The following is a 26,070-nucleotide window of genomic DNA, read 5'->3' on the forward strand; positions in this document are numbered from 1 at the left end:
GGAATCGGGTCCCATTCGCCATGCTTACGAGTTGTCGCCACGTAGGACCGCCAACGAACGAGTTACGCATCTATGAGTCACAAAGACCACTACTACAACAAATCGAAGCAGGAGGGCTATCGCTCTCGGGCCGCGTACAAACTCCAGCAGATAGACCGCGAGGAGAACCTGCTCCACGAGGGCAAGACCGTGGTGGACCTCGGGGCGGCCCCCGGCGGGTGGCTTCAGGTCGCCGCCGAGGAGGTCGGCGAGGAGGGCACCGTCATCGGCGTGGACCTCCAGCGCATCGACCCCATCGACGGCGTCGAGACGGTCCGGGGCGACATGACCGAGGAGTCCACGAAGCAGGAGGTCCGGGACATCGCGGGCGACTCGGTGGACGTCGTCCTCTCGGACATGGCCCCGAACATGACCGGCGAGTACAGCGTGGACCACGCCCGGTCGGTCCACCTCGCGCGGCAGGCGTTCGAGACGGCGCTGGACGTTCTCGACTCCGGGGGCGACTTCGCGGTCAAGGTGTTCGAAGGGCAGGACTTGGACGACTTCCGGTCGGACCTCGAACCCGAGTTCCAGTACGTCCGGACGCTCCGGCCCGACGCCTCGCGGGACTCCTCCTCGGAGGTCTACCTCGTCGGCAAGGGTCGGATGACCGCGCCCGTCGAGGCGGGCGACGTGGTCGAGGTCGAAATCGTGGACGAGGGGTCGGAGGGCGACGGCGTGGCCAAAGTCGAGGAGTACACGCTGTTCGTCCCCGGGGCCGAGCAGGGCGAGACGGTCGAGGTGGCGGTCACCGAAGTCAAGCCCCGGTTCGGGTTCGCCGAACTGGTCTGAGTTCCGTCGTCGGGCGGTCGAGTTTCTCCTACCGCGAAATCCAGCAGTACGTCTGAATCCCGCCGAACAGGAGCGCCAGTACGCCGTTCTCTATCAACAGGAACAAGTGCGCTTGTGCGGGATTCAACTCCCGAACGACCAACAGCAGGACCGCGAACACCGTCGCGAGGACGAGATTGTACTTCGCCAGCGCAGACCAACAGGACTGGTCGAGTTCGATGAGACCGTCGCTTCCCATGCGAGCGCATCGACGCGCGAGCGGAAAAGCCTACAGTCGCGCTCCGACCCCTGCCCACCGCACTAGCCCTCTGAAGAAGATGACCACGCCGACCAGAAACGCGGTCAGCGCCGCCAGCATCGACGTCGATTCGAGCGCCGCACCGCCGAGGAAGGGACCCCGAACGAGCATCCACCCGCCGAACAGGGCCACGGCGAGACCGAAGACGGCAGTCAACCCACCGAGTAATTTTCGCATGTCCGTCTGGCTCACTCTACGCCACGAAAGAAACGTTTACGGCCGAAAACCGATGTCGAGAATGGTCAGCTACCGGTCTGGTTGCGCGCCTCGTCGAGCCACGCTGGCTCGGTGACGGTGGTCTCGCCCACGTCCGAAATCGTCATCGAGTAGGTCGTCCGGAACTCCCGGCCGTTGCGCGAACTCGTCGCCTCGACGGTCACCGAGTGGACGACGCCGCGTTCGTCCACGAGGAGGGTCGCGTTGAACTCGCTGACGTTCGCTCGGTCGGTCGCGGTGGCGTTGCTCCCGTCCGCCTGCAACACGAGGAGCGTCGTCCCGTTGGCCGTCCGGACGCCGGTCGGCGTGAAGTTCGCCATCCCGGCGAACTGGTCGAGGTATCCCGACCCGGAGTACGACGGAACGAGTCGCATCGCTTCTTGGCTACGGTTGGTGGCCTGATACGCGGCCTCGCTGTTGTCGCCGGTCGCGATGCGCGTGTAGCGTTTCTCCGGCGTCAGATACACGGACATCTGCCGACCCGACGCGGAGCCGTTCACGAGGACGTTCTCGCGCTCGGAACCGACCGCGGCGTCCAGCACGACCGACCGATTACCGGCCGAGGAGTTCACGGTCGAATCGATGCCGAGCGTGAGACTCCTGTTTTCGAGGGCCGACTCGTGGGCGTTCGCGAGCGCCGTGACGTTCGTTCCGTTCTCCGAGACGCCCGCGGGGTACGAGACGTCGCCGAGAGTCTGTTCGCCCGCGCCGCCGCCCGAGAGCGCACCGGAGCAACCGGCGAGGGCGACGAGGCAACCGAGTACGAGTAACTGGAGGGCTTTGCGTCGCATGTGACTCGTCGGTATCATGGCGGCAGGAAAGAACTGTCGGTGTCAGCCGGAAACCCGGCGCTGTACTCTGATTTCCGACAGGAAGGTCGGTTCAGTCGGCGGTCCGGGGCGCGGGCACGGCCGACTCGCGCGACCGGAGGAAGCCGACCGTCGCGTAGACGAACGGCGTGTCCGCGACCGCGATGACGAGTTTGAGGACGTACTGCCCGACGACGAGACCGAGCAGGCCGTTCAGCGCCATCGCGTCGCCGCCCCGGAGCGCGGGCATCGCGGCGAACCCGACGAAGACGAAGATGAGGGTGTCGAGCAGTTGGCTCGACGCGGTGGAGGCGACGTTCCGGACCCAGAGGTCGTCGCCGTCGGTCAGTTCGCGGACTTTGTGGAAGACGCGAACGTCCCAGTGTTGGCTCACGACGTAGGCCAGCAGACTGGCGACGACGATGTCGAGGCTCGCACCGAGGACGCGCTCGAACGCCGCGGGGTCCACGCTGCCGAACGGCGCGGCGGGCGCGGCGATGGTCGAGTACACCAGCGCCAACAGGACGAAGTTCATCGCGAAGCCGACGTTGACCATCTTGTGGGCCTCTTCGGGTCCGTAGAGCTCCGAGTAGCAGTCCGACGCGAAAAACGTCAGCGCGTACGCCAGCGCCGCGCCGGGCATCACGAGCATGGCACCGGTGAATGGCAACTCGAACGGGATGGAGAATCCGAGCAGTTTCGACGCCGTGAGTTGAGCGGTCACCAGCGCGGTGACGAACAGGGCCACCAGCGCGATGCGACCGGTCGGAATCGGCGTGGTGTCTCGGTATGGGTCTCGCGGATCGTCCCTTCCCGCTCGACTGTCCGAGCCGCTTCGCGCCTCGCTAGTCATCTTCGAGTCGTCCGTGTCGCTCGTCTATCTCGTCCAACACGTCCAGCATCTTCCGGACGGACGCCCGGATTGCCTCGCTGCGGTTGACGAACTTGCCGTCGTCGCCGACGTGGTCGTCCAAGTCGGCGAGGAGTTCGTCGGGCACTTCCACGCTTATCTTGCTCATGTATTCGCATGGTGCTATCGAGGTAATATATGATTCGGCTTTCTTTTGTCCATTTGATGGCAACTTAGCAATTCTCAGATATATTTAACACTGTTTGGTTCATATTCCGTTTTATGGCAAATCCGTCGTTAGTCCCCTATTCGATTAAATTACGGAAAAAAGGGGAAACGAATCAGTTCCTCGACCTCCATAACCTCGCCTCGGTTTCAGGGTGGCCATCAACCGGCGGGACGAAATCGTTAGAAAACTTCGTTGAGTTCCTCGGTGACAACCTCCGTCTTTGGCACCAACAAACGTTCGTAAACGAGGAGGCGGAGCGAACCTTGACAGTTTCCGATTATGCAGTCTCTCCAAGCAAGGGGTTTGCTGAAGGCGTCCTCCGCTATGGCAAATTCGGTGTAGAATCCAATCATTTCTCTCTAGAAGAGAAAACCAGAATTGATGTCGTACGGGACTCAGAGACGACTGTGGAACGTCCGTTCTACTTTTATACGCAAATAACCGAAGACGATCCAAAAAGAGGCATCATGTTCCTCGAAAGACGTGGCGGAAAGGGTGTAAAGACACTTGTTCAAGATGCACTTTGGAACGCCCTACCGGACAATTTGATTCTAGAAATCAATCCTGTACGTGGGACTCCGGATAATCCTCACTACATGAGTCACTTTATAAAGGGAATAGAGGCTAATCGAGATTCCACAGACGAGATGTCCCCGGACCGGGGTGGACCGAATACGTACTTCGAATCGCTGTACGAAGGAACTGTTTCCCCGTACAAGTACTCGAGATTCAGGCGGCAACAGTTGGTCTGGAAAGCGGTACTTCTACTGAGTGCCGCAGTAACTGATACAGGTGAACTCTCCGCGGAACTGAACGAGGAACAGAAAATAATCATTAGAACGGCTATCGCGATTATCGTAGGGGCAACGGTAGGAGCAACTGTTAGCCACGATGCGGGTATCGCAATTGGAGTCGGTGCATGGAGTACCTCCTTCTTAGAGGGTCTGTATCAAAACAAAAGAGGCGACTAGAGGTATCCGCTGTTACCGCCGACCGCCGACCGTCACGACCCACAGACCGCCGAGTCCGATCAGGTACGCCACCGAAATCGGGATGGCGATGAGGAACATCGTGTAGAGGCTGTCGGGCGTGACCAGTCCCGCGACCGCGAAGATAGCGATGGTGACCTCGCGCCAGCGGTCTCTCATCGCGTCGAACGAGACGATGCCGCCGCGCTCGAACAGCCACATCGTCAGGGGGATGTCGGCCAACAGCCCGATTCCGGCCGTGGTGAAGAACACCAGCCAGAAGAAGTTGTTGACCCGGTAGGAGATTATCATCTCGGCGCGGACCGCGTCGGCGACCAGCCACGAGATGATGGTCGGCGCGACGACGGTGTAACCGAGCGCGCTCCCGGCGACCAGTCCCACCGCGATGACGCCGGTCCAGAGACCGAACACGCTGCGGCTGCCCGACGCGAGACCGCGCTCCTTCATCGCGGGCCACGCCCAGTAGAGCAGGAGCGGGAGCACCGCCACGGCCGCCAGCAGGGTCGATATCTTGACCTCGAACACCAGCGCCTCGACCGGGTGGAGCGTCACGATGTTGAGTATCTCCTCGCCCGACCCGGTTTCGGGCCGGACTTCGGCGGGAATCCGCGAGAGGAAGTCCTCGCGGATTACCCCGATGCCGCCCCGGTAGAGGAACATGAACACCGCGGCGAGAACTATCATGAACACCGCGACGAGGTACATCATCTTCGAGGTGAGGCTCTCGAAGATGAACCGAAGGTCGTAGAACCACCCGCCGATGTCGTCCTCGGTGGTCTCGTCCTCGGTGAACGCGTCGGCCATGCCCGCGGCGGTGCTCTCGAGGACGTTGCCCGACGACTCGGACTCTTCACGCGGGAACGTCGCTTCGGTGGTCTCTCCGTCCTCGCCAGCGTCGGCCGCCGCCTCGGCCCCCGCGGCCCCTGCGGCGGCGTCCGCTTCGCCCTCCTCGTCGTCCTCCGGGTGGAGTTCGTCGTAGCGGTCGAGGATGGCTTGGGCCTTCTCGGTGTCGTCGGCGTCCATCGCCTGACGGGCGTAGCCGACGGCCTCTTCTTCGCTCATGTCGGCGAAGACCTCGGGCGGTGCGGCCCGGACCGCACCGGCGTCGAGGTTCTCGAGGTCGATGTTCGAGGGAGCGCCCGCCGCAGGCGCACCGACGCCAGCAGCGGCCTGCGCGGCGCTCGCGGCCTCGTCGAGCGCCTGCGTGAGGTAGTAGAGGAACGCGACGACGAACGCGACGAGCGCGACGGCCCCGGACACGACGAGGACCGCCTCGGTTCGCGGGAGTCCGAGTGCCTCGCCGACGGTCGGGAGCGCGTACTTCGCCGGGAGTTCGGCGTTGACGGTTTCGACGCCAGCCCGCGTGAAGAACATCCTGACGAGCAGGAACGCCAGCGCGGGGACGCCGAGTATCCGAATCCAGTTGTCCCGAACCACCCCGACGAAGCTGAGTCGCTCGCTCCCGCGCTTGAGCGTCACGACGATTTTCGTGAGGTAGAGACTGAACCCGTACAGCAGGATGAGCGGCGTCGCCCACATAATCTGGGTGAACGGGTCGGGCGGCGAGGCGACGGCCCCGAACACGAAGATGCCCATGATGGCGTAGCGCCACTTGTCGCGGAACGTCTCGTAGGGGACGATGCCGGTGTACCCCAGTCCGCTCATCGCCAGCGGGAGTTCCGCGGCCAATCCGAACGACAGCGAGAGGAACGCGATGAACTCTGTCCACTTCACGATGGAGTAGCGCGTCTCGAAGCCCGCGGTGATAGCGTTGTTGGCGAGGAACTTGAACATCAGCGGGAAGAACACGCCGTAGCCGTACAGCATCCCGCCGAGGAACAGACCGAGCGCGAGCAGAACGAGCAGGGCAATCTTCCACCGGGCGATGGGCGCGCCCGGATACCACGACTGCTTGCGGAGCGAGTCCCGAGAGTAGTAGAGTAAGACCGGCAGCGCGATGATGATGCCAGCGACGGCCCCGATTTTCGCCTGTAACAGGATGACGTCGAACGGCGTTACGGCGATGATGGTGACCGATTCGGCCAGCGATGGCGGCATCTGGGCCTTGGTGACGCTCTTGAGGAACGGCCACCCGACGGAGCGAAGCGCGTAGAAAGAGGCGACGAAGCCGACGAGGAAGACGATGAATACCTTCTGGAGGTGGTCCTGTGCCGTCGAGAGCATCGCACCGACGGTCTCACGACCGCTGTTGACGGTACGGGCGGTGTCCTCATCGACGATGCTACTTCCGGTCCCAGACATCCTTTGAAAGGGGTAGCCGTGTCTTAGTTATCAATCTTCTCGTCCTTCCAAGAGAAGAAAGCCTATAATGACAGGACTGCTTAGACCGACTGAATGGCTGACGAATCGGAGGCGACGGCCAGCAATCTCTCGCCCGCGGAGGACACCGGAACCGCACCGCGAGAGACCGAAACGCTGAACGAGCCGGCACCGACGCCGGACGAGCCGTTGGAAGACGAGGAGATGCCGCTGGCCGACCACATCGAGGAGATGATAAAACGGCTGGCGGTCGTCATCGCCGTCGCGGGACTGGTCACCGCCGTCGCGCTTCCGTTCTCCGAGCAAGTCATCAACTTCCTCTGGTACAACATCATCCCGTTCGACCAACTCGGCGAGCAGGCGCGCCCGCGTCTCTACCACCCCTTGGCACTGGTCCTGACCGAACTGAAGGTCGCCAGTCTCGCCGGTGTCATCGTCGCGCTGCCGGTGTTCGTCTACCAAACGTATCTCTTCATGCGGCCGGGCCTGTATCCGCACGAGCGCCGGTACTACCTCGCGGCCGTCCCGACGAGTCTCGTGTTGGCCGTCGTCGGCGTAAGTTTCGCGTTCTTCCTCGTCCTCCCCGCGGTGTTCACGTACTTCATCTCGTACACCGAAGGGGCCGCGGAGTTGGCGTTCGGTCTCACCAAGACGTTTAACCTCATCCTGATGCTGATGGGGTATCTGGCGGTCGTGTTCCAGATTCCGCTGTTCATCATGCTCGCCATCATGATGGGTCTCACGACCCGGCGATGGCTCGCCGACCGGCGACTCCTGTTCTGGGGCGCGTTCCTCGGTATCTCGTTCCTGTTCACGCCCGACCCGACCGGGATGGCTCCCATCCTCGTCACGCTGACGATGATTACCCTGTTCGAGGGGACGCTGTTCCTCCTCAAGTGGACGGACCGCTGACCGTTTCTCCGGACCTCCGGCGATTCCTACGTTCCAACGTCCCGTTTCCGTCGGCGTAATCGGCGTATAACTAAGGGCCTGCGCTACCTACGAGGTAGTAGCGTTCGCGCCTGCCACTTAGCTCGCGTGCCAGCAGCTATACACCGCAGTTCGCGTGCCAGCAAACTGCCACCCTGGGTGCGAACGCCCATGCCATTTCTGAACCGTCTTCGTGAGCGCCGCGAAAATCAGTCTGTCAGTTACTCGGCGGTCGGATACTCCGACGCGAACACGTCCTCGACGACAGGTTCGTCATCGTCGACCGCCCCGTCACCGTCTCCGACAGTCTCGTCTTCGTCGGGACTGACGCTGCCGGTCTGATAGCCGTGGAGGTCGAGGGTCACGTGGTCGAAGCCGAGTTCGGTCAGTCGTTCGCGAGCGGCCGCCACGAAGTCGGGGTTCAGCGCCGCTTCGAGTTCGTCCTCGCCGACCTCGATGCGGGCGAGTCCGTCGTGGTCCCGGACGCGGAACTGCGAGAATCCCCACTGGCGGAGGAGCGTCTCGGCCTGCTCGACCCGCGAGAGTCTCTGTTCGGTCACTTCGAGGCCCGTGGGAATCCGCGAGGAGAGGCAGGCCATCGAGGGCTTGTCGGCCACCGACAGGTCGTAGGTGTCGGCCAGTTCCCTGACCTCCTCCTTGTCAATGTCGTGGGCCAACAGCGGCGAGTAAGCGTCGAGTTCCTCGACGGCTTGCAACCCCGGTCGGTGGCCACCGTCGGCGTCGCTCGCGTTGGTCCCGTCGCAGACGACCGGAATACCGAGGTCCTCGGCGGCCTCGAACATCTTGCCGAGGCGCATCGTCCGGCAGTGGTAACACCGGTCGTCGTCGTTGGTCACGAAGTCGGGGTCGTCCAACTCCGAGAACTCCACGATTTCGTGACGGACGCCGATCTCGTCGGCGACTCGCTTGGCGTCGTCCAGTTCCGCCTCCGGCAGGGTCTCGCTCTTGGCGGTGCAGACCACGGCGTCGTCGCCGAGCGCGTCGTGGGCCAGCGCTGCGACGACCGACGAGTCCACTCCGCCCGAGAACGCGACGAGCACTCCCTCGCGCTCGGCGAGGTCCTCACGGACCGCCTGCGCTTTCTCCGCTACTGAAGCCATGTCCCGATGGTTCGGGTCTGAGGGAGAAAAGCGCGTTGAACGCGGCGACGAACCGCAGTTACTCCTCGGAGTCGCTCGGCGCTCGACTCGCGAATCTATCGAACTCTATTATTTCGACTAGCTGCCTAGATTTATCTACTAGAGATAGATACTAACTGATGTATGTCCTCGGATAACGAAAGCGGTAGGACCCGACGACGACTGCTCAGGAGTATCGGTGCGACGGGTCTCGCGCTCGGCGCGACCGGGAGCGCGAGCGCCCGCGAGGTCCCGACCCGGGAACTGGAACGCGCCCGCGCCGCGTACGGGTCGCCGACCCGAGTTCGGTGGGCCGTCTCCGAGCACGCCCGTTCCGTGCTGTCCGAACTCGCCGACCGAGACGTCCTCGACCGTGGCGCCGTCACCGAACTCGATTTCGAGGACGTCTCGGTCGAACCGTTCTCCCAGGGCGGCAGGGCCGTCACTCATCTGACGACGGAGACGTCGCTTCCCGACGCGACGGTCGAAGTGGCCGCGCGTCCACAGACCGGTCGCGCCTACGCCACCGTCAGGACCGACGACGAGACGTACACCGTCGAATCACCGGCGGGAAGCGACGACGTGACCGTCCGGAGTTGCTACTACGAACACGACTGCACGAACTACGCCTGCAGCGGTAGCGGGTGCGTCTATCTGGAGCGCCAGTGTTGCAACTACGGCGACGGATACCGCTGCGGCGAGTGGTCGAAGGACGGGTGCTGTTCCTGCTGAGCGTCCGGAGTCGAGTGTGACTGCTCGACTGACGACTCTCCGCGAATATTTTTAAGCACGGGGTCGGTACTCCACGCCGAATGGAGTTGGAGGCGATACCGGGCGTCGGGTCGAAGACCGCGACGGCGCTATCGGAGTTAGACGACCCTGAACGTGCGCTTCGGACGGGCGACGTCGCCGAACTCGCGAGCGCGCCCGGCATCACCGAGGGCCGAGCGGCGGCTATCGCGCGAGGAGCCATCCGGGAACGCCACGGCGACCCCGGCGGCTTTCTGGCGACCGACCGAGCCAAGGAACTCTACCGCGACGCGCTCGGTCTGCTGAAAGACCGGACCGTCACGAGTTACGGCGACAAGCGCCTCGAAACACTCTATCCCAGCGGAGTCGAGTCCCGCATCCAAGAGGTCCAAGAGTTCGCCGAACGCGCGGTCGAGCGCGACCCGGACCCCGAGGTGCTGGACGCGCTCGCCGACGTGGAACCGCTCGCGGAACCCCGCGACGTGACGGTCCGCGACCGGTGTCTGGCGACCGCCGACGCCGAGCGGTACAGCGAGGCCCAGCGAGCGATTCCGGAGTTGACCGTCGAGGTGGTCGAGGACGCCCGCGACCTCGCGGACCTCGCGCGGGGCTACTCGACCGTCATCGCGCTCGACGAGGCGTTCGCTGGCGTGGCAGTGGACGGCGACGTGCGGGTCGAACCGGACGCGCTGGAGCGACCCGCCGAGGTCGTCCCCGAGCGCGTGCTGGCCTTCTACGCGTCGAACCGCGAGTGCCTGCAGGCCGCCGCGCGGGTCCACCGGGTCGCGGGCATCGACCCGCCGCTCGACTTGGACGCGCTGGAGTCGGCGCTCGAACGCGTGAACTCGGAGGGGACCGTGGTCGGCGACGACGAGTTGGACCGACTCACCCGTGCCATCGACGACCTCGACGCCGCCGTCTCGACGGCCGAGAGCGTGGCCAACGACGCGCTTCGGACCGCCATCGAGGAACAGGACGTGACCGTCGAGGGGTCGGACCTGCTCTCGCTGGTCGAACAGGGCGCGGGCGTCGATTCGCTGCTGTCGCGCGAGTTGAGCGACGAACACGCCGAGGCCGTCGCGCAGGCACGCGAGGAACTGATAGAGTCGCTGGAACTGGACTCCGGCGAGGCCGAGGTGGCCCGCCGGGCGTTCCCCGAGGAACCGACGTTCCCGGTCGAGCGCGACGAGGAGGTCGTCACCCGCCTGCGCGAGGACCTGCAGGCAGCGAAAGACCGGCGGGCGGCCCGCCGGAAACGCGAACTCGCCGCCGACCTCGCGGACCGCCGCGACGACGCCGAGCGACTGGTTCGGACCGCGCTGGAACTGGACGTGGAACTGGCTATCGCGCGATTCGCCGCGGACTTCGACTGCGTGATGCCCGAATTCGTCCCGGAACCGTCCGAATCCGGGGATTCGACCCGCGGTTCCTCGTCTCGCGGCGCGTCCGGGTTCGACATCTCGGGCGGGCGCTCGCCCCTGCTCGACGTGGCGTTCGAGGCGGTTGAACCGGTCGATTACGACGTGTCGGGCGTGGCACTGCTCTCCGGGGTCAACAGCGGCGGGAAGACCTCGACGCTGGACCTCGTGGCGCTGGTCACGATTCTGGCTCACATGGGCCTGCCCGTGCCCGCCGAGTCGGTCCGAATCCAGCGGTTCGGTGAACTCCACTACCACGCCAAGACGCAGGGCACCCTCGACGCCGGGGCGTTCGAGGCGACCCTCCGGGAGTTCGCGGGACTGGCGACCGGCGGGACGCGAACTTCCTCGGAGGACGCCGACGCCGGTGGGAATCGCCTCGTCCTCGTGGACGAACTGGAGAGCATCACCGAACCCGGCGCGAGCGCCAAGATTATCGCGGGCATCTTGGAGGAACTCAGGGGCCGGGACGTGACCGGCGTGTTCGTCTCCCACCTCGCGGCCGAGATCCGGGAGATGGCAGACTACGACGTGCCGGTCGACGGCATCGAGGCGCAGGGACTGGAGGACGGCGAACTCGTCGTGAATCGCTCGCCAGTCAAGAACCACCTCGCGCGCTCGACGCCGGAACTCATCGTCGAGAAGTTGGCGGGCGGGGCGGGAACCGCCTCGAACGGGTCGAGCGGGGGGCGCAGCGACCCGCGAGACGGCGACAGCAGCGAGGAGTTCTACGACCGACTGCTGGAGAAGTTCTAGTTCCGGTTCACGCCTTCCCGGTGGGTCGCGAGAACTACGTAACAGAGCGACGAAGACCCGCCGGTTCACCGTACAAGTTCGGACGCTGACAATCGCTACCCCGTGGCTCGTCTCCCGGTCGCTAAGGACCGCTTAGCCGCCGTGAAGGACCTTTCTTCCGCGTAACGTTTTTGGCTGCCGAAAGGTTAAGTAGCTGGGACAGCGAGGTGAAAGTGATGGCAGACGACCCCGAGGAGGGGATGCTCTCGTGGGACGAATCCGTGTTCCGGGACGAACACGTATTCGAAATCGACTACGTTCCCGAGACGTTCGCCCACCGCGAGAGCGAGATGCGGAGCCTGAAGTACGCGCTCCGCCCTGCCGCCCGTGGCTCCCGCCCGCTGAACGTCATCGCCCGCGGCCCGCCCGGCACCGGCAAGACGACGGCGGTCCAGAAGGTGTTCGGCGAGTTGGGTGCCCAGACCGACGTTCGGACCGTTCGCGTCAACTGTCAGGTCGATTCGACGCGCTACTCGGTGTTCTCGCGAATCTTCGAGGGTATCTTCGAGTACGAACCGCCGTCCTCCGGCATCTCGTTCAAGAAACTCTTCCGCCAGATTACGGAGAAACTGGTCGAGGAGGACGAGGTGCTGGTGGTCGCGCTCGACGACGTGAACTACCTCTTCTACGAGGGCGAGGCCTCCGACACGCTCTACTCGCTGCTGCGCGCTCACGAGGCCCACTCCGGCGCGAAAATCGGCGTCATCGTCGTCTCCTCGGACCTGAACCTCGACGTCATCGAGGACTTGGACGGCCGGGTCCAGAGCGTCTTCCGACCCGAGGAGGTGTACTTCCCGGTCTACGACCGCGAGGAGATAGCCGACATCCTCCAGGGGCGCGTGGACCGCGGCTTCCACGAGGGCGTCATCTCGACCGACGTTCTCGACGAGGTGGCCGAACTCACCGCCGAGAGCGGCGACCTCCGGGTCGGCATCGACCTGCTCCGACGGGCCGGTCTCAACGCCGAGATGCGCGCGAGTCGGACCGTCAACACCGAGGACGTCGAACAGGCCTACGAGAAGTCCAAGTACGTCCACCTCAGCCACAGTCTCCGGGCGCTCTCGGACAGCGAAATCGAACTGCTCGAAGTCATCGCCGAGAACGACGGCGAGCGCGCTGGCGACGTCTACGACGAGTTCCACGAGCAGACCGGACTGGGCTACACGCGCTACTCCGAAATCATCAACAAACTCGACCAACTCGACATCATCGACGCGACCTACACCAACGTCGAGGGTCGCGGACGCTCCCGGCAACTCTCCCTGCGCTACGAACCCGAGGCCGTGCTGAACCGACTCGAAGGGAGTTAGCCACCGACGGGTGCGACGTTTTCGTCTACTGACGGACCGACTACGAGCGCGAAAAAGAGGACAGACCCCAAGCGTCCGAACTACCGCTCGCTGACTTCTATCTGAATCGAGTCGGGAACGTCCTCTTCGACGAGTTCGCCGGAGAACGCGAACCTGTCGTCTCCGGTCCCCACCGTGCCTTCCACGCGAGTCCCCTCCTCACCGAGGTCGGTGATCTCCTCGGTCGCTGCACTGGCGTCTTCGTCCGGTTCGAGGTTCCGCAGGTCGCCGGTCACCCTGAACGTGTAGTTCGCCGGTTCGTCGGTGCCCGGGTTCGTGACGACGGCCTCCATCGGTAGTTGTTGGTCCTCCGTTCCGTCGCCGGTTTCGGAATCCGTCCGCTGGCGAAGGACTTGCAGTAACTCGGCCAGCGTCCCGCTGGTCTGGAAGTCCGAGACGACCGTCTCGCCGCCCTCCGTCACGTCGGCGAACGACAGTTCGAAGCGAGCGTTCCGGACCGCCTCGCTCGTGTTCTCGGCGGTGACGCCCGCGTCCTCGGCGGCCGAACTGACCGCGGACGACGACAGGTTCCCGTCGGCGGCCAACTGCCGGACCTGCGAGGCGAACTCGACGTGGGCCGCGGGTATCGTCTCCGGCGGCATGAGGTCGAGGCTCATGTCGCTGAACTCGAACGTCCGGCCGGAGGCGCTCGCGCTCCCGCTCGGAGCGGAGATGGCGACTCCCGTCCCCTGCCGTTCCATCACCACGTCGGTGGCGGTGAACTCGGTACTGCCGCGCTGGACGGTCAGTTCGCTCCACTCCGCGGTGCCGAGCGCGGCGACTTCCTCCAGCGTCGCGCCGTCACGGAGGAGCGCGCGCGTTCCTTCGGGAACGACCGAACCGACCGTCCCGGTGGCGGCAATCTGGTCGGCGACCAGTTGGCCGTCCGTCTCCACCGACTCGACGACCACCTCTACCGAGGCGTCCGGATTGACGTCCACCTCCGCGAGCGTGGACAGGAGCGGCGACAGCGACCGCCCGCTGAACGACTCGACCATCGCCCCGCGAATCGTGGCGTAGGTCTCGGCCGACACGTCGGCGGCGGACACGCTGGCCTGCGCTATCGACAGCGACTTGTCCGCGCCCTCCATCGTCCAGTCGCTGACTTGGAACTGCATGGTCCCGTCCTCGAACGAGAAGGTCGCGCTGCCGACCGAGGACGTGACGCCGCCGAAGCTTACGGTTACGTCTTCTATCTGTAGCGGTTCGGTCTCCTGTGCCGATGCGCTTCTCGTCGTCTTGACGACCCCGCCGAGCGAGAACGCCGCGGTCGCGAGTGCCGCCCCGAACTGACGCCGTTTCATGTCTCTCACGCCGAACAGTTACCGCGGTATCTGGGATAAATCAGAGATACCGTTTGAACCGTTCGGCGGGATAAGCCGCGTTTTCCGCGTCGATAATCCGCGTGACTCCGGACTGCGCCGAGTCGCGGCAGTTCTCGGCCGCGGTGTCGCATTCGGTCGATAACAGGCTGTTACGGTCCAGCGTCGGTCGTTAGGGTAATCGTTACTCGGTCGAGGACGGCGAGTGCGTCGCTCACCGACGGAGTGCGCGGCGGCAAATCCGACGTTGACCGACAGCGCGTCGCGGTCGTCCCCCGTCGTCAGTCGTCGGTCGCCGACTCGATTTCGGTCGGGTCGTCGCGGCACTCGTCGGTCTGGAGGACGAAGGTGCGCTCGGGCGGCGGCGCGACCCGGAGTTCGACCGTCTTGGCGAGGTAGTAGTACTTCCGGTTCCCGCGCTCGTAGTGGGCGACGAGTCCGGCCGCTTCCATCTTCGAGAGGTGGTGGACCGCCGTCTTGCCGTCCATGCCGACCGACTCCGCGAGTTGGGAGACGTACTGCGGTTCGCGCGAGAGTTCCCGGAGTATCTCGATTCGCGCTTTGCTCCCGAGCAAATCAATGAGCGACACGGTGGGTCGCGTACGACCTCCCGCACAAAAAATGAACGGGCGTTCGCGGGTCGTCTCGTCGCGACTCGCGGCGGTTCGGACTCGCAGGTCGCGCCGGTCGGCGAGCGTGCGGTCCGCGCGTCGCGCGGGCCGGGCGATATTAGACGCGTCGGGCCGAACACCGACGACATGGGGGACCGGGTCAACTTGCCCGACGACAGAGACCGACAGCGAACCACCGTGACCGACGGCTTCTTCGAGCGCGAAATCCACCTCTCGCGGGAGGCCACCGCCTCGTTTCTCCGGGAACTGGCCGATCAGGTCGAGAACGACACTCGACTCACGCTCTCCTCGCAGGAGTGGGAGATTCCGTTCGAGTACCGCGAACCGGTCGAAATCGAGGTCGAGTTCTCCGGCGGCCGCGAGGCCGAGTTGGAGGTCGAGTTCGAGTTCACGGAACCGCGCGGCGGCGACGAACTGAGCGTGGAGTGACGGCCCGGGACGTTTTGACGGCTTCGTCGAGTTCCGGGGTAGTCCGAGTGTGTCGAACGTGATAGCTACGTCCCGAACTCCGCGAGCTACTGCCTCGCGGCGGATGAATTACGCCACTGCGGACGAAGCCCCGTGGTAGCAGAGCTAGCGACTACTTGAACAAAGGAGTCCCCGCACCGCCCCAGCACCGCAACCACCGGCCTCACGCCTCCCCAGCCTCTTTCTTCGCTCCTTGCAGTCGCTCAGTCATCTCTCGCACGCATCGGCGCGACCCTCGTGGTCGCGCCGTGGGAGGCACGCTCCCACGAGCCTGCGCTCGCTTCGCTCGCGCAGACGCCAGCGTGCGCCGAGGTGAAAGCATGGATTCCGAATCGAGGCGGCGAGAACTGAAGCAGAAGGCGTGAAGTCCCGAAAGCGAACGCCGCCGACCCCGCGCATCGCCTCACTCGTACCGGAGCGCGTCGATGGGGTCGGTCTTGGCCGCGTTCCACGCCGGGTAGAGGCCCGCGACGACGCCCACGAGGACGCCCACGGCCACGGCGATGGCGAACCACTCGTAGGGCAGGACGAGGCTCAGGCCGATGTACTCCCCGGCGGCGTAGGCCCCCGCGACTCCCACCGGGATGCCAAGCAGCGACCCGAACAGGCCGAGCAGGACCGCCTCCAGCAGGAACAACTGGAGGACGTCGCGGTTCTGCGCCCCGACCGCCTTCATGATGCCTATCTCCTTGGTGCGCTCGGTCACGCTCACCAGCATGATGTTGGCGATGCCGATGGACCCCACGACGAGCGAGATGACCGCGATGCCGGTCACGAAGTTGGTGAGGGTGGTTATCAGTTCCTTGAGTTGGTCCACGAGGTCTTGGTCGGTCTCCACCGAGAAGGCGTAGCTCTCGGGCACGAGTCTTGCCGCATCCGAGCGATTCGTGAGGTACGCCCGCACCGCCGCCTTGGTCTCGGGCACGGCCGCGAAGTCCTCGGCGACGACCGTCACGGTGGGGTAGACCCGCTGACTCTCGCCGGTGGTCGGACTCTCGATGGTCGTCCGGTAGAAGGGGTCGGTCGGCACGAACACCAGCGGTTCGGACCCGCCGCCGAGGCCCTCGAAGGCCCCGCCGGACGCCGACGCGTTGAGGAGGCCGACGACCTCCGCGTCTATCGACTCTCCGGAGGCGAGCCGGAACGTGACGTTCTGACCGACCGAGAGCGCCGGGTCGAACAACTGGGCGGCCTGCCGGTTTATCACGACCTCGCGCTGGCCCTCGCGGAACGCCCGGCCCGCCGCGAAGTTGTCCGAGTCGAAGTGGCTCGGCGAAGTGGCGACGACCTGTCGCTGGGCCACCGTCTCGCCGCCCGCCGAGACGGCCGCGGTGGGTACCACCCCCCGCGGGACGACCGACTCGACGCCCGACAGGTTGCGAAGTCGGTCGAGGTCGTGGGTCGTGAACACCGGTTGCGCGCCCGCGCCCGGCCCGCCGTTCTCGCCCTCGGGTCCGGCCCAGACGTAGACGTTCGGCGTGCGGTCGGCCCCGACCTGCCCGAGGACGTCCGCCTGCAGGCTGCTCCCGAGGGTGACGAAGGTGATGACCGCAGCGACGCCGATGATGACGCCCAGCGCCGTCAGCGTCGAGCGAAGCTTGTGACTCCGGATGGACCGCCAACTGAGGCGCAGGCTCTCTGCGAACTCCATCAGGGACGGTCGGTCTCGACGCGACGGGGCGACTCTATCTCCTCTATCCGCTCGACCGTGCCGTCGAGGACGTGAATCACGCGGTCGGCGTGTTCCGCGATGGGTCGCTCGTGAGTCACCATCAGGATGGTGTTGCCCTCGTCGTGCAACTGCTGGAACAGGCCCATTATCTGTTCGCCGGTCTCTTGGTCGAGGTTCCCGGTCGGTTCGTCGGCGAGGATGATGGCCGGGTCGGCCGCCAGCGCGCGAGCGATGGCCACGCGCTGGCGCTGGCCGCCCGAGAGTTCGTTCGGCCGGTGGTCGCCCCGGTCGCCGAGTCCGACCTGCGCGAGCAGGTCCTCGGCCCGGTCGATGCGCTCGCTCTTGTCGACCCCCTGAAACACCAGCGGGAGCGCGACGTTCTCGGCCGCGGTCAGTTTCGGCATGAGGTTGAACGTCTGGAAGACGAAGCCGACCTCCTCGCCGCGGACCCGCGTGCGCTTGCGCTGGGAGATGGCCGACACCTCGCGGCCGTTGACCCACACCTCACCTTCGGTCGGCGTGTCGAGACAGCCGATGAGATTGAGCAGCGTACTCTTGCCGGACCCGCTCGGTCCCATCACCGCCGTGTACGCCCCCTTCGAGATGGAGAGGTCTACCCCGTCGAGCGCGTGGACGGGTTCGCCGAGGTAGTAGGTCTTCCTGACGTCGCGGAGCGCCACGGCCTCCGCCGCGGCGTCGCCGTGTGCCTCCTCGCCCTCCCCCTGCTCGGTCCCGGCGTCGGACTCGGTATCCGAGTCGCTGGCAGCCATTGTCTTTCGAATCACGGGAGGGATTGCCAAAACACTAGCGTCCGTCCCGGGCGGAAACGTCCCGTTGCACTCGTTCGAACGGTCGGCGGGTCGCTCGCCGGGCCGGACCCCGCTGCACTCGTTCGACCAGACTTTTCACCGCGGGCCGCCCAGATGCGGGCATGAAGACGACCGGCGGAAGCGAGGCGGAGAAACGCGCCGCGGGCGAGAGCGCGGCCGAGACGGTCGAAGACGGGATGGTCGTCGGTCTCGGTACCGGTTCGACCGCGGCCCACGCGATTCGCGCCATCGGCCGGAGGGTCGATAGCGGTCTCGACGTGCGCGGGATTCCGACCTCGTTCCAGTCGCGGGAGTTGGCCAAAGAGGCCGCGATCCCGCTGACGACGCTCGACGAGGCCGACGAGGTCCACCTCGCCATCGACGGTGCCGACCAGTTCTCCGGGCCGCATCTGGTGAAGGGCGGCGGCGCGGCCCACGCCCGCGAGAAAATCGTGGACGCGGCCGCCGACCGCCTGCTCGTGGTCGCCGACCCGAGCAAGTTCGCCGACGAACTCGACCACCCGATTCCGGTCGAGGTACTGCCCGACGCCAGAACGACCGTGGCCGCGGACGTGCGCGCGCTGGGCGGGACACCGACGCTCCGGACCGCCGAACGCAAGGACGGCCCGGTCGTGACCGACAACGGCAACCTCGTGCTGGACTGCGACTTCGGTGCCATCCCCTCGCCCGGCGTCCTCGCGTCCGAACTCGCCGAATTGCCCGGCGCGGTCGAACACGGTCTGTTCGTCGGCATGGCAGACGAGGTCCACGTCGGGAGCGACGACGGCGTCGAAGTCCGGCGGTTCTGACGGTCTCCGGTCGGTATCCCGCGGTCTCCTGAGTGTAGCCTCCCGTTCTCGTCTCTCGAAGCGATAGCTCTCGGACCGACGCCTCTCGAAGACGTTCCCGAACGCCAGTTCCGAGCGACGAGCTATCGGCTACGGGGAGTCTACGCCGAAAAGAAACGAAGTGATTGCCGATTTAAAGGTCGCGGGGCTGGACCGTCTTTCGGTCGTTGGCCTCGGCGCGGCGGGCAGCCTCGTCGAGGAGTTCTTCGACGCGCTCGTCGAGGGCATCGTAGAAGTCCGACGCCACGTTCTTGTCGTTCAGTGCGTCCTTGACAGCGGCTTTGACGATGAGGTCTGCCATACGACCCTTTCTTTCCTGCCACCCCTAATAAAGCTTCTCAAATTCGCGGGCGAACGGGCCTATGTCGGTCATTTCCCGGTCATCTATCAGGAATGCCAAAAGGAATAAATACTAGGGAGTTGTGTGGCGGCGTTCCGGCAGGTCGGTGGATAGGAGTACGTAGAGTACCGAGAGTTGGACATGCGTGATCTGCTCGAAGCGGTCGCCGCCGGTGAGGTGAGTCCGTCGGAGGCCGAGGCACGATTGGCGGGGTACGCGACCGGCGACGCCGGACGGTTCGACGCGGCCCGAGAGACCCGGAGAGGCGTCCCCGAGGCGATTCTCGGCGACGGAAAGACGCCGGAGGAGGCGGCCGCTCTCGCCGAGACGGCGGTCGAGACCACCGGCCGAGCGATTCTCACACGGACCGACGACGACCAACGACGCGCCGTCCGCGAACAGTTGGCCGACGACCACCCGGACGCCGAGGTGACGGTCCACGACCGGGCGAACGTCGTCGTCGCCCACGCCGCGGACTTCGAACCGCCGGACCTCGACGCGACCGTCGGCGTCGTCACGGCGGGGACGAGCGACGCGATTCCGGCGGGCGAGGCCGCGGTGCTCGCCGAGGAGATGGGCGCGACCGTCGAACGGACCGACGACGTGGGCGTCGCGGCGCTGACCCGCATCGTGGACCAGCTCGACCGTCTCCGGGGTGCGGACGTGCTGGTGGTCGCCGCGGGCCGCGAGGGCGCGCTTCCGACCGTGGTGGCGGGACTGGTGAACACGCCGGTAATCGGCCTGCCTGTCTCGACCGGGTACGGGTACGGCGGCGACGGCGAGGCCGCGCTGTTGGGGATGCTCCAGTCCTGCTCGGTGCTGTCTGTGGTGAACGTCGATGCGGGGTTCGTCGCGGGCGCGCAGGCGGGACTCGTCGCTCGCGCCATCGACGCCGCGGTCGGCGACGAGTCTCGACTTGAGTAGCCACGAAGACACTCTTTCGCCGGGCGATACCGGCGACTTCGACCGGCCTTTTCCACTTGCGCTGTCAGGATTGATGTTCAATTACCACAAACGTTCTTTGCGTTTTCGGAAAACACGCTCACGTTCGGGAAGCATTTTTGGTGTTGTAGGACAAAGATTTGGATACTGGCAGTGACCCTGCCAGTTGAAACCCAATGCCAAAGTGTGACCACTGCGGCGCGCACGTCTCCGAACGATTCGAACGAGTGTTCGCCGACGAGGACGGTCGAGTCCACGCCTGCGTTTCGTGTTCGGCGAACGCCGGAATCGCGGAAGTCGCGCGCCAACGCGCCAGAGAGGCTCGAGCATAGCCCGCCGAACGGGCGGGAACCGAAAGGATAAGAACCACCACGCGAAGCCTGTAAGGCGTGTCAGTCCACTGGGTCTACGTTATCGAGTGCGACGACGGCAGTTTTTACACGGGCTACACCACCGACGTGGAGCGCCGCGTCCGCGAACACGACCGCGGCGAGGGCGCGAAGTACACCCGCGGACGCACCCCGGTCGAACTCGTCCATCGAGAGCGGTTCGACACGAAATCCGAGGCCATGTCCCGCGAGTACGCCATCAAGCAGTTGTCGCGGGCGGAGAAAGAACGGGTAGTCGAGCGCGACGACGAGTGCGAATCCAGCGGCTAACGCAGGGGGTCGCCCTCGGGCACCGACGCCGGGAGACCGACCAGTTCTGCGCTCCGACGCCAGAGTCGGGTCCGGAGTTCCTCGTCGTTCACCGCCGCGGCGGGCGACGCCCGCTCGCGCCGGTCGAAGTACGCGCCGGACACGTCGGCAACTTCGTCGCTCGTCGCGAGGGAGACGAGCGCGTCGGCGGCCCCCGAGACGCTCTCGAAGGGACCGACCGGTGCGACGCTGGCAACCAGCGACGCCGCACTCGTGAACAGTCGCGAGAACCCCGTCGCATTCCGGACGAGTCGAGTACCGGGAATCCAACCGGGGTGGACGCAGTTCGCGGTGACGCCGGTTCCGGCCAGTCTGTCGGCCAACTCGCGGGTGAACAGGACGTTCGCCAGTTTCGAGTCGGCGTAGGCGTCGAGCGCGTCGAACTCCTCGCCGCGGACGACGGCGTCGAGGTCCGATAGCGACCCGTTCTCGTGGAGCGCGCTCGACGTAGTGACGACTCTCGCGGGTGCGCTCGCGCGCAATCGCGGCGCGAGCAGGTTCGTGAGCAGGAACGGCGCGAGGTGGTTGACCGCGAACGTGAGTTCGACGCCGTCCTCGGTCGTCCGGCGCTCGCTCCGGGAGGTCCCCGCGTTGTTCACCAGCGCGTCGAGGCGGTCGTACTCCGTCCTGACCGTCCGGGCCAGTTCCCGGACCGCGTCGAAGTCGGCGAAATCGACCGGGTAGAACTCGCCGCCGCTCTCGGGGGCGGCCGCCCTGACCGCCGACAGCACGTCCGCACCGGCCTCGCGGTCCCGTCCCGTGAACAGCACGGTCGCACCGCGCTCGGCCAGCTTTCGGGCGGCCTCGCGGCCGATACCGCTAGTCGCGCCGGTCAGGAGGACGACTCGGTCCACAGTGAGTCAGTCGTCGGCGTCCGCTTCGGCCTGCTCGGCGTCGGCCTGCTCCTCGTCCACTCCGGCGTCCGGCGCGGTCACGTCCGGATGGATGAAGGCGTACTCGACGGCCTGTTGGCCCAGTTTCCGGACGCGGTCCGCGATGTCCTCGTCGATTATCTCGCCGTCCTCTATCTTGTCGCGGGCGTTCCGGATGCCGACCTGATGGGGCAGGACCCACGCGTGGACCCCGCGGGCGGTGATGCGCATGTGGTCGAGAGTGCTGGCGAACGACCCGCCTCCGGCGGTCGCCAGCAGGCCGACCGTGGTGTCCTCGTACTCGTCGAACCCGCAGTAGTCGTGGACGTTCCGGAAGGCCGACGAGTACGACCCGTGGTAGACTGGACTCCCGAGGATGACCGTGTCGGCCTCCCGAATCTTGCGCTTGAGTTCGGTCGCCGCGGGCGGTTCGTCCTCGTCGGGGTCGAAGACGGGGAGGTCGTACTCGCGCACGTCGAGGAGTTCGGTCTCGGCACCGCGCTCCTCGGCCGCGTCGAGGACGTGCTTCAGCGCCACGCGAGTGTAACTTCCGTCGCGCATGCTCCCGGAGAGTGCGACGACGACGGGGTTTGCGTCCATCTTGCTCGGTGCTAGGTGCCTGAGCAGGAAAACAGTTTCCGGGATTCGATTTTTGTAAAAATACGGAGGGGTGTGTGGTGGATGCCGGTTCCGCGGTGAGCGTCGGTTCGGCGAGGTTCAGCGTCGCTCGGTCGTCACCGGCACGTCGCCCTTCGGTTGGAGCGTGACCCCCGCCGAGAGTTCGAGGTCGTCGTAGTCCCGGGTCAGCGTCCACTCCTGCGCCATCGTCGCCAGCACGAGTTGGGCCTCGGTCATCGCGAACTGCTGGCCGATGCACCGCCGGGGGCCGCCGCCGAACGGAAAGTAGGCGTACTCTGGTCTCCCTCGTCTCTCGTCGCCGAGCCATCGCTCGGGGCGGAACTCCTCGGAGTCGTCCCAGAACCGCTCGTCGCGGTGGAGGACCCACGTCGGCATGACGAGCAGCGACTCCTCCGGCACGGCGTAGTCGCCGAACGTCACCGCCTCGGCGGGCGAGCGCCGAATCTCGTGGGCGGGCGGGTAGAGTCGCATCGCCTCTTTCACGACCGCCTCGGCGTACTCGAACTCGAAGACGTCCTCGATGGTCGGTCGCTCGTCCACGACGTCGGCCAGTTCCTCGTGGAGGCGGGTCTCCGCGTCGGGGTTGCGCGACAGCAGGTCCCAGATGTAGGTCAGGGTGAGCGCGGTCGTCTCGTGGCCCGCGAACAGGAACGTCAGCATCTCGTCGCGTATCTGCTCGTCGTCCATCTCGGCGTCCGCGTCGAGGAGCATCGCCAGCAGGTCCTCGCGGTCGGTGTCGGCGCGACGGCGTTCGGCGAGGATGTCGAATATCTGCGACTCGAGGTGGTCGTGCGCGCGGTTCGCCCGCCGGAGGAACGGCACCGGCGCCCAGTCCGGCGCGAGGAAGGTAATCGGCTGGTTCTGTGGTTCCAGCGGCCCCTGCATGGCCTCGACCGCCTCGTAGATGCCGCGCGCTTCGAGGTCGATATCTTCTCCGAACATGGACTCGACCAGAATTTCGAGGGTCGTGCGGGTCATCTCCTCGCGCAGGTCCACCGTACCGCCGTCGCGCCAGCGCTCGACGGTGTCCTCGGTCCGCGAGACCATGATGTCGGCGTAGTTCTCGATGTGACTCATGAAGAACGCTGGCTGGATGGCCTCGCGCTGGCGCTCCCAGCGGTCGCCCTCGCTGGTGAGGAGTCCCTCGCCCACGATTTCGCGCAGTTTGTCGATACTGCTCTCGTGTTTCGGGAACGTCTCGGTGTCCTCCAGCACGCGCTTCACGTCGTCGGGGTCGGTCAGCATGTAGGCGTCCCAGCCGATTATCTCGTAGTTGACGACCCGGCCGTACTCCTCGGCGCACCGCTCGCGGAAGTCGCAGGGGTCGCGCGCCCACTGGTGGGTGTTCCCGACGAACGGCAGGCCGCGCGGTCCCGGCGGTGATTGCGTCGTCATATTCGGATGTAGAGGGTAGGTAACCCTGATTCTACTGCCGCGAATACGGGGTGAATTTATATGAGATGGGCGTAGCCGAACCTATGCGATACGCGCGAGTCCGAGTCGCGCCGACCGAGGGAGCGGGCGACCACCCGCTCGGCGCGCGCCTGGCCGAAGTCGAGGGCGTCGAGCGCGAGCGGGTCCACCGCATCGAACTCCTCGACGACGGAACCGGCCTGTTGCTGGCGGAGGCCAGCGGCGACCGGGACCGGTACGAGCGACTGCTCGCCGACAGCGAGTTCGTCCACGACTACGCCGTCACCGGGACCGGGGGAAACTGGTACGCCTACGTCCACTTCGAACCGAACGAACAGGTCAGCGAGACGCTGGCCGAGTTCCGCGACTCGGAACTGATGATAGAGATGCCCATCGAGGCGCTGCCCGACGGCGCGCGGGAGATAACCTTCGTCGGCGACGAGGACGCCTTCGCGGACGCGATTCCGACCGACCCCGAGCGCTACGACGTCGAACTGCTGGAGATGGGCGAGCGTCAGGCGCGAGCGGACGGCCTCTTTTCCCGCCTCACCGAGCGCCAGCGGGAGGTGCTGGACGCCGCGCTCGAACGGGGGTACTACGAGAACCCTCGGCGGGCGACCCACGAGGAGGTGGCCGACGCGCTGGACGTCTCGCCGAGTACCGTCGGCGAACACCTCCGAAAGATAGAGTCGCGGGTCTTCTCGCAGTTCGCTCGCGAGCGGTGAAGTGACCGGTCGCCGGGCGGAGACGGACCGAAGGGTTTCTCGCCGCTCCGTCACCGTGCGACGGTGCCACGCGGTGGTTTTTTCGGCGGGGGTGGCGACGATACTCGTATGGAGACGCCGATTTCGTTCGGAACCGACGGCTGGCGAGCGACGCTGGACGAGTTCACCGCGCCCCGCGTCCGGATGGTCGGGCAGGCGGTGGCCGACTACCTGCGGGAGGTCGAAGACCGCGAGGGAGGCACCGTCGCGGTCGGCTACGACGCCCGCGAGACCTCGCGGGGGTTCGCCGAGGAACTGTGTCGCGTGCTGGCGGCCAACGGCTTCGACGCGCTGATTCCGCCGCGGGACTGCCCGACGCCGCTGGCCGTCTGGACTATCGCGGACCGCGAGTTGGCGGGTGCGCTGGTCGTCTCGGCCTCGCACAACCCGCCGAACTACAACGGCGTGAAGTTCTTCCCCCACGACGCCGCGCCCGCCCTGCCGGAGGTCACCGACGAGATCATGGCCCGCATCGCCGAACCCCGCGCGCTCCCGGAAGACGAACAGGGAAGCGTCCGGGAGGAGGACCTGCTCGAACCCTACGCCGAACACGTCTTCGACGTGGTGGGCGTCGGTCCCGACGAGGACGAAAATCTGGACGGACTCGAAGTCGTCTACGACGCGATGCACGGGTCTGGCCGCGGGTTCACCGACGAACTGCTCGAACGCGCCGGGGCGACCGTCCACCGGCGGCGCTGCGAGCAGGACGCCGAGTTCGGCGGCACGAACCCCGAACCCAGCGCCGAGAACCTACAGGGTCTCGTCGAGGCGGTCCGCGAGCGCGACGCCGACCTCGGCGTCGCCAACGACGGCGACTCGGACCGCATCGCCGTCGTGACGCCCGACCGGGGGTTCCTCGACGAGAACCTCTTCTTCGCGGCGACCTACGACTACCTGCTCGAAGACGACTCGGGTCCGGCGGTCCGAACCGTCTCGACCACTTTCCTCGTGGACCGGGTGGCCGAGGCCCACGGCGAGGAGGTCGTGGAGACCGCGGTCGGCTACAAGTGGGTCGCCGAGGCGATGGGCGAACACGACGCGCTCATCGGCGGCGAGGAGTCCGGCGGGTTCTCCGTCCGCGGCCACGTCCGCGAGAAGGACGGCGTGCTGATGGCGCTGCTCGCCGGTGCGGTGGAGAACGACCGGTCCTACGACGAACGCGTTGACGACCTGCTCGACGAGTTCGGCGAGATTCACCAGTCGAAGGTCAGCGTGGACTGCCCGGACGACCGCAAGCAGGACGTGCTGTCCTCGCTCGAAGCCGAACTCCCCGACGAGGTGGCGGGCGAACGCGTCGAGGGAGTCAACGACACCGACGGGTTCAAGATTCTGCTCGAAGACGGGTCGTGGCTCCTCGTGCGCCCGAGCGGGACCGAACCGAAGATGCGCGTCTACGCCGAGGCCGCGAGCGAGGAGCGCGTGGAGGCGCTGTTGGAGGAAGGACGGAAACTGGTCGAGCCGCTGGTCTAAGTATCGCTCTCGCCGAAGTCCAGCATCCCGTTGGGGTTCGCGTAGTAGACGTAGGCCAGTCCGAGTCCGAGAACCACCGCGACTGCGCCGAGTAGGTCTGCCGCGTCGGCCGTGAATCCGTCGGAGAACGTGACGTAGGTCATCACGGCCGCGAACGCGGTCCAGATGATAGCCGTCCGTCGGCGTCGTTGCTCGTCCATACCGGTGAGAGGGTCACCGGGGAAGTTGGCTCTGTTGGAGTCCCTTCGCTGGAATCGGTCGTCGGGACTCTCGCATTACTCGGCCGGTGTACTATTTT

29 protein-coding genes are annotated in these 26,070 nt (G+C 65.8%); 13 read left to right on the top strand and 16 right to left on the bottom strand.

Annotated features, from left to right (window positions below; genetic code table 11):
• The first annotated feature begins 72 nt into the window (after positions 1-72).
• Positions 73-831, top strand: coding sequence for a 23S rRNA (uridine(2552)-2'-O)-methyltransferase (locus tag NGM06_RS16700; protein ID WP_254268047.1), 759 nt, complete (start codon positions 73-75; stop codon positions 829-831).
• 28 nt (positions 832-859) lie between these two features.
• Here NGM06_RS16700 and NGM06_RS16705 read toward each other — a convergent pair whose 3' ends face one another.
• The 5 genes from NGM06_RS16705 to NGM06_RS16725 form a co-directional block, all read right to left on the bottom strand.
• Positions 860-1,069, bottom strand: a complete 210-nt coding sequence (locus tag NGM06_RS16705) for a hypothetical protein (RefSeq protein ID WP_254268048.1) — start codon at positions 1,067-1,069, stop codon at positions 860-862.
• A 30-nt stretch (positions 1,070-1,099) separates the two neighbouring features.
• Positions 1,100-1,306 (bottom strand): DUF8132 family protein, encoded by a 207-nt coding sequence (locus NGM06_RS16710; protein WP_163519681.1) that lies wholly within the window; start codon positions 1,304-1,306, stop codon positions 1,100-1,102.
• 65 nt (positions 1,307-1,371) lie between these two features.
• Positions 1,372-2,136 carry a DUF7537 family lipoprotein gene (locus NGM06_RS16715; protein ID WP_254268049.1) on the bottom strand — a complete coding sequence of 255 codons (765 nt, stop codon included), beginning with the start codon at positions 2,134-2,136 and terminating at the stop codon, positions 1,372-1,374.
• 91 nt (positions 2,137-2,227) lie between these two features.
• Positions 2,228-3,007, bottom strand: a complete 780-nt coding sequence (locus NGM06_RS16720; RefSeq protein ID WP_254268050.1) for a queuosine precursor transporter — start codon at positions 3,005-3,007, stop codon at positions 2,228-2,230.
• Positions 3,000-3,173 (bottom strand): ribbon-helix-helix domain-containing protein, encoded by a 174-nt coding sequence (locus NGM06_RS16725; RefSeq protein WP_163519684.1) that lies wholly within the window; start codon positions 3,171-3,173, stop codon positions 3,000-3,002. The genes NGM06_RS16720 and NGM06_RS16725 overlap by 8 nt, the downstream gene beginning before the upstream one ends.
• Before the next feature lie 113 nt (positions 3,174-3,286).
• Here NGM06_RS16725 and NGM06_RS16730 point away from each other — a divergent pair, with 113 nt between their 5' ends.
• A complete protein-coding gene (locus NGM06_RS16730) occupies positions 3,287-4,204 on the top strand; it encodes a hypothetical protein (RefSeq protein ID WP_254268051.1) in 918 nt (305 codons plus the stop codon).
• A gap of 12 nt (positions 4,205-4,216) precedes the next feature.
• Here NGM06_RS16730 and NGM06_RS16735 read toward each other — a convergent pair whose 3' ends face one another.
• Positions 4,217-6,484: a twin-arginine translocase subunit TatC gene (locus NGM06_RS16735; protein ID WP_254268052.1), complete on the bottom strand. Its 2,268-nt coding sequence runs from the start codon at positions 6,482-6,484 to the stop codon at positions 4,217-4,219.
• 93 nt (positions 6,485-6,577) lie between these two features.
• On the opposite strand from NGM06_RS16735, the gene tatC reads away from it, so the two are divergent.
• The gene (gene tatC, locus NGM06_RS16740) at positions 6,578-7,414 is read left to right on the top strand and encodes a twin-arginine translocase subunit TatC (RefSeq protein ID WP_254268053.1); all 837 of its coding nucleotides are present in this window, start codon (positions 6,578-6,580) and stop codon (positions 7,412-7,414) included.
• A 239-nt stretch (positions 7,415-7,653) separates the two neighbouring features.
• On the opposite strand, the gene larE is transcribed toward tatC, so the two are convergent.
• On the bottom strand, positions 7,654-8,553 hold the full coding sequence (larE, locus tag NGM06_RS16745; RefSeq protein WP_254268054.1) for an ATP-dependent sacrificial sulfur transferase LarE: 900 nt from the start codon (positions 8,551-8,553) through the stop codon (positions 7,654-7,656).
• A 162-nt stretch (positions 8,554-8,715) separates the two neighbouring features.
• Between larE and NGM06_RS16750 the strand changes: the two genes are divergently transcribed.
• The 3 genes from NGM06_RS16750 (at position 8,716) to NGM06_RS16760 (ending at position 12,844) form a co-directional block, all read left to right on the top strand.
• Complete coding sequence (locus NGM06_RS16750; RefSeq protein ID WP_254268055.1) at positions 8,716-9,303, top strand: hypothetical protein; 588 nt, start codon at positions 8,716-8,718, stop codon at positions 9,301-9,303.
• 80 nt (positions 9,304-9,383) lie between these two features.
• Positions 9,384-11,495 (top strand): helix-hairpin-helix domain-containing protein, encoded by a 2,112-nt coding sequence (locus NGM06_RS16755; RefSeq protein ID WP_254268056.1) that lies wholly within the window; start codon positions 9,384-9,386, stop codon positions 11,493-11,495.
• 215 nt (positions 11,496-11,710) lie between these two features.
• Positions 11,711-12,844 (top strand): ORC1-type DNA replication protein, encoded by a 1,134-nt coding sequence (locus NGM06_RS16760; RefSeq protein ID WP_254268057.1) that lies wholly within the window; start codon positions 11,711-11,713, stop codon positions 12,842-12,844.
• Positions 12,845-12,924: 80 nt separating this feature from the next.
• Here the strand turns inward: NGM06_RS16760 and NGM06_RS16765 are convergent, their stop codons facing one another.
• Both NGM06_RS16765 and NGM06_RS16770 read right to left on the bottom strand, forming a co-directional pair.
• A complete protein-coding gene (locus NGM06_RS16765; protein WP_254268058.1) occupies positions 12,925-14,196 on the bottom strand; it encodes a hypothetical protein in 1,272 nt (423 codons plus the stop codon).
• Between the two features lie 290 nt (positions 14,197-14,486).
• Positions 14,487-14,795, bottom strand: coding sequence for an ArsR/SmtB family transcription factor (locus NGM06_RS16770; RefSeq protein ID WP_254268059.1), 309 nt, complete (start codon positions 14,793-14,795; stop codon positions 14,487-14,489).
• A 168-nt stretch (positions 14,796-14,963) separates the two neighbouring features.
• Between NGM06_RS16770 and NGM06_RS16775 the strand changes: the two genes are divergently transcribed.
• Positions 14,964-15,266: an amphi-Trp domain-containing protein gene (locus NGM06_RS16775; protein ID WP_254268060.1), complete on the top strand. Its 303-nt coding sequence runs from the start codon at positions 14,964-14,966 to the stop codon at positions 15,264-15,266.
• Between the two features lie 442 nt (positions 15,267-15,708).
• On the opposite strand, the gene NGM06_RS16780 is transcribed toward NGM06_RS16775, so the two are convergent.
• Both NGM06_RS16780 and NGM06_RS16785 read right to left on the bottom strand, forming a co-directional pair.
• Positions 15,709-16,956 carry an ABC transporter permease gene (locus NGM06_RS16780; RefSeq protein ID WP_254268061.1) on the bottom strand — a complete coding sequence of 416 codons (1,248 nt, stop codon included), beginning with the start codon at positions 16,954-16,956 and terminating at the stop codon, positions 15,709-15,711.
• Positions 16,956-17,747, bottom strand: coding sequence for an ABC transporter ATP-binding protein (locus NGM06_RS16785; protein ID WP_254268062.1), 792 nt, complete (start codon positions 17,745-17,747; stop codon positions 16,956-16,958). The genes NGM06_RS16780 and NGM06_RS16785 overlap by 1 nt, the downstream gene beginning before the upstream one ends.
• A 161-nt stretch (positions 17,748-17,908) precedes the next feature.
• Between NGM06_RS16785 and rpiA the strand changes: the two genes are divergently transcribed.
• Positions 17,909-18,595, top strand: a complete 687-nt coding sequence (gene rpiA, locus NGM06_RS16790; protein WP_254268063.1) for a ribose-5-phosphate isomerase RpiA — start codon at positions 17,909-17,911, stop codon at positions 18,593-18,595.
• 172 nt (positions 18,596-18,767) lie between these two features.
• On the opposite strand, the gene NGM06_RS16795 is transcribed toward rpiA, so the two are convergent.
• Complete coding sequence (locus NGM06_RS16795) at positions 18,768-18,935, bottom strand: DUF1931 family protein (protein WP_163519698.1); 168 nt, start codon at positions 18,933-18,935, stop codon at positions 18,768-18,770.
• A 180-nt stretch (positions 18,936-19,115) separates the two neighbouring features.
• Between NGM06_RS16795 and larB the strand changes: the two genes are divergently transcribed.
• From larB to NGM06_RS16805, 3 genes are all read left to right on the top strand, one after another.
• A complete protein-coding gene (larB, locus tag NGM06_RS16800; protein WP_254268064.1) occupies positions 19,116-19,898 on the top strand; it encodes a nickel pincer cofactor biosynthesis protein LarB in 783 nt (260 codons plus the stop codon).
• 194 nt (positions 19,899-20,092) lie between these two features.
• A complete protein-coding gene (locus NGM06_RS24475) occupies positions 20,093-20,248 on the top strand; it encodes a DUF7563 family protein (protein ID WP_438267628.1) in 156 nt (51 codons plus the stop codon).
• A 57-nt stretch (positions 20,249-20,305) separates the two neighbouring features.
• Positions 20,306-20,575, top strand: coding sequence for a GIY-YIG nuclease family protein (locus NGM06_RS16805; protein WP_254268065.1), 270 nt, complete (start codon positions 20,306-20,308; stop codon positions 20,573-20,575).
• On the opposite strand, the gene NGM06_RS16810 is transcribed toward NGM06_RS16805, so the two are convergent.
• From NGM06_RS16810 to NGM06_RS16820, 3 genes are all read right to left on the bottom strand, one after another.
• A complete protein-coding gene (locus tag NGM06_RS16810) occupies positions 20,572-21,468 on the bottom strand; it encodes an SDR family oxidoreductase (RefSeq protein ID WP_254268066.1) in 897 nt (298 codons plus the stop codon). The two genes, NGM06_RS16805 and NGM06_RS16810, sit on opposite strands and share 4 nt — an antisense overlap.
• Positions 21,469-21,474: 6 nt before the next feature.
• Complete coding sequence (locus NGM06_RS16815) at positions 21,475-22,086, bottom strand: NADPH-dependent FMN reductase (RefSeq protein WP_254268067.1); 612 nt, start codon at positions 22,084-22,086, stop codon at positions 21,475-21,477.
• A 117-nt stretch (positions 22,087-22,203) separates the two neighbouring features.
• Complete coding sequence (locus tag NGM06_RS16820) at positions 22,204-23,520, bottom strand: cytochrome P450 (RefSeq protein ID WP_254268068.1); 1,317 nt, start codon at positions 23,518-23,520, stop codon at positions 22,204-22,206.
• Between the two features lie 83 nt (positions 23,521-23,603).
• On the opposite strand from NGM06_RS16820, the gene NGM06_RS16825 reads away from it, so the two are divergent.
• Positions 23,604-24,263: a helix-turn-helix domain-containing protein gene (locus tag NGM06_RS16825; protein WP_254268069.1), complete on the top strand. Its 660-nt coding sequence runs from the start codon at positions 23,604-23,606 to the stop codon at positions 24,261-24,263.
• Positions 24,264-24,371: 108 nt separating this feature from the next.
• Entirely contained in the window at positions 24,372-25,772 is a 1,401-nt protein-coding gene (locus tag NGM06_RS16830) for a phosphoglucomutase/phosphomannomutase family protein (RefSeq protein WP_254268070.1), read from the top strand.
• On the opposite strand, the gene NGM06_RS16835 is transcribed toward NGM06_RS16830, so the two are convergent.
• A complete protein-coding gene (locus NGM06_RS16835) occupies positions 25,769-25,972 on the bottom strand; it encodes a hypothetical protein (RefSeq protein ID WP_254268071.1) in 204 nt (67 codons plus the stop codon). The genes NGM06_RS16830 and NGM06_RS16835 overlap by 4 nt on opposite strands.
• Between the last annotated feature and the right edge of the window lie 98 nt (positions 25,973-26,070).

The organism is Halorussus aquaticus (genome assembly GCF_024218795.1).
GTDB lineage: Archaea > Halobacteriota > Halobacteria > Halobacteriales > Haladaptataceae > Halorussus > Halorussus aquaticus.

Excerpts from the sequence above, each read along its gene's own strand:
- NGM06_RS16700 (WP_254268047.1), top strand. The coding sequence starts at position 73 with ATGAGTCACAAAGACCACTACTACAACAAATCGAAGCAGGAGGGCTAT.
- NGM06_RS16705 (WP_254268048.1), bottom strand. The coding sequence starts at position 1,069 with ATGGGAAGCGACGGTCTCATCGAACTCGACCAGTCCTGTTGGTCTGCG.
- NGM06_RS16710 (WP_163519681.1), bottom strand. The coding sequence starts at position 1,306 with ATGCGAAAATTACTCGGTGGGTTGACTGCCGTCTTCGGTCTCGCCGTG.
- NGM06_RS16715 (WP_254268049.1), bottom strand. The coding sequence starts at position 2,136 with ATGCGACGCAAAGCCCTCCAGTTACTCGTACTCGGTTGCCTCGTCGCC.
- NGM06_RS16720 (WP_254268050.1), bottom strand. The coding sequence starts at position 3,007 with ATGACTAGCGAGGCGCGAAGCGGCTCGGACAGTCGAGCGGGAAGGGAC.
- NGM06_RS16725 (WP_163519684.1), bottom strand. The coding sequence starts at position 3,173 with ATGAGCAAGATAAGCGTGGAAGTGCCCGACGAACTCCTCGCCGACTTG.
- NGM06_RS16730 (WP_254268051.1), top strand. The coding sequence starts at position 3,287 with ATGGCAAATCCGTCGTTAGTCCCCTATTCGATTAAATTACGGAAAAAA.
- NGM06_RS16735 (WP_254268052.1), bottom strand. The coding sequence starts at position 6,484 with ATGTCTGGGACCGGAAGTAGCATCGTCGATGAGGACACCGCCCGTACC.
- tatC (WP_254268053.1), top strand. The coding sequence starts at position 6,578 with ATGGCTGACGAATCGGAGGCGACGGCCAGCAATCTCTCGCCCGCGGAG.
- larE (WP_254268054.1), bottom strand. The coding sequence starts at position 8,553 with ATGGCTTCAGTAGCGGAGAAAGCGCAGGCGGTCCGTGAGGACCTCGCC.
- NGM06_RS16750 (WP_254268055.1), top strand. The coding sequence starts at position 8,716 with ATGTCCTCGGATAACGAAAGCGGTAGGACCCGACGACGACTGCTCAGG.
- NGM06_RS16755 (WP_254268056.1), top strand. The coding sequence starts at position 9,384 with ATGGAGTTGGAGGCGATACCGGGCGTCGGGTCGAAGACCGCGACGGCG.
- NGM06_RS16760 (WP_254268057.1), top strand. The coding sequence starts at position 11,711 with ATGGCAGACGACCCCGAGGAGGGGATGCTCTCGTGGGACGAATCCGTG.
- NGM06_RS16775 (WP_254268060.1), top strand. The coding sequence starts at position 14,964 with ATGGGGGACCGGGTCAACTTGCCCGACGACAGAGACCGACAGCGAACC.
- NGM06_RS16780 (WP_254268061.1), bottom strand. The coding sequence starts at position 16,956 with ATGGAGTTCGCAGAGAGCCTGCGCCTCAGTTGGCGGTCCATCCGGAGT.
- NGM06_RS16785 (WP_254268062.1), bottom strand. The coding sequence starts at position 17,747 with ATGGCTGCCAGCGACTCGGATACCGAGTCCGACGCCGGGACCGAGCAG.
- rpiA (WP_254268063.1), top strand. The coding sequence starts at position 17,909 with ATGAAGACGACCGGCGGAAGCGAGGCGGAGAAACGCGCCGCGGGCGAG.
- NGM06_RS16795 (WP_163519698.1), bottom strand. The coding sequence starts at position 18,935 with ATGGCAGACCTCATCGTCAAAGCCGCTGTCAAGGACGCACTGAACGAC.
- larB (WP_254268064.1), top strand. The coding sequence starts at position 19,116 with ATGCGTGATCTGCTCGAAGCGGTCGCCGCCGGTGAGGTGAGTCCGTCG.
- NGM06_RS24475 (WP_438267628.1), top strand. The coding sequence starts at position 20,093 with ATGCCAAAGTGTGACCACTGCGGCGCGCACGTCTCCGAACGATTCGAA.
- NGM06_RS16815 (WP_254268067.1), bottom strand. The coding sequence starts at position 22,086 with ATGGACGCAAACCCCGTCGTCGTCGCACTCTCCGGGAGCATGCGCGAC.
- NGM06_RS16820 (WP_254268068.1), bottom strand. The coding sequence starts at position 23,520 with ATGACGACGCAATCACCGCCGGGACCGCGCGGCCTGCCGTTCGTCGGG.
- NGM06_RS16825 (WP_254268069.1), top strand. The coding sequence starts at position 23,604 with ATGCGATACGCGCGAGTCCGAGTCGCGCCGACCGAGGGAGCGGGCGAC.
- NGM06_RS16830 (WP_254268070.1), top strand. The coding sequence starts at position 24,372 with ATGGAGACGCCGATTTCGTTCGGAACCGACGGCTGGCGAGCGACGCTG.
- NGM06_RS16835 (WP_254268071.1), bottom strand. The coding sequence starts at position 25,972 with ATGGACGAGCAACGACGCCGACGGACGGCTATCATCTGGACCGCGTTC.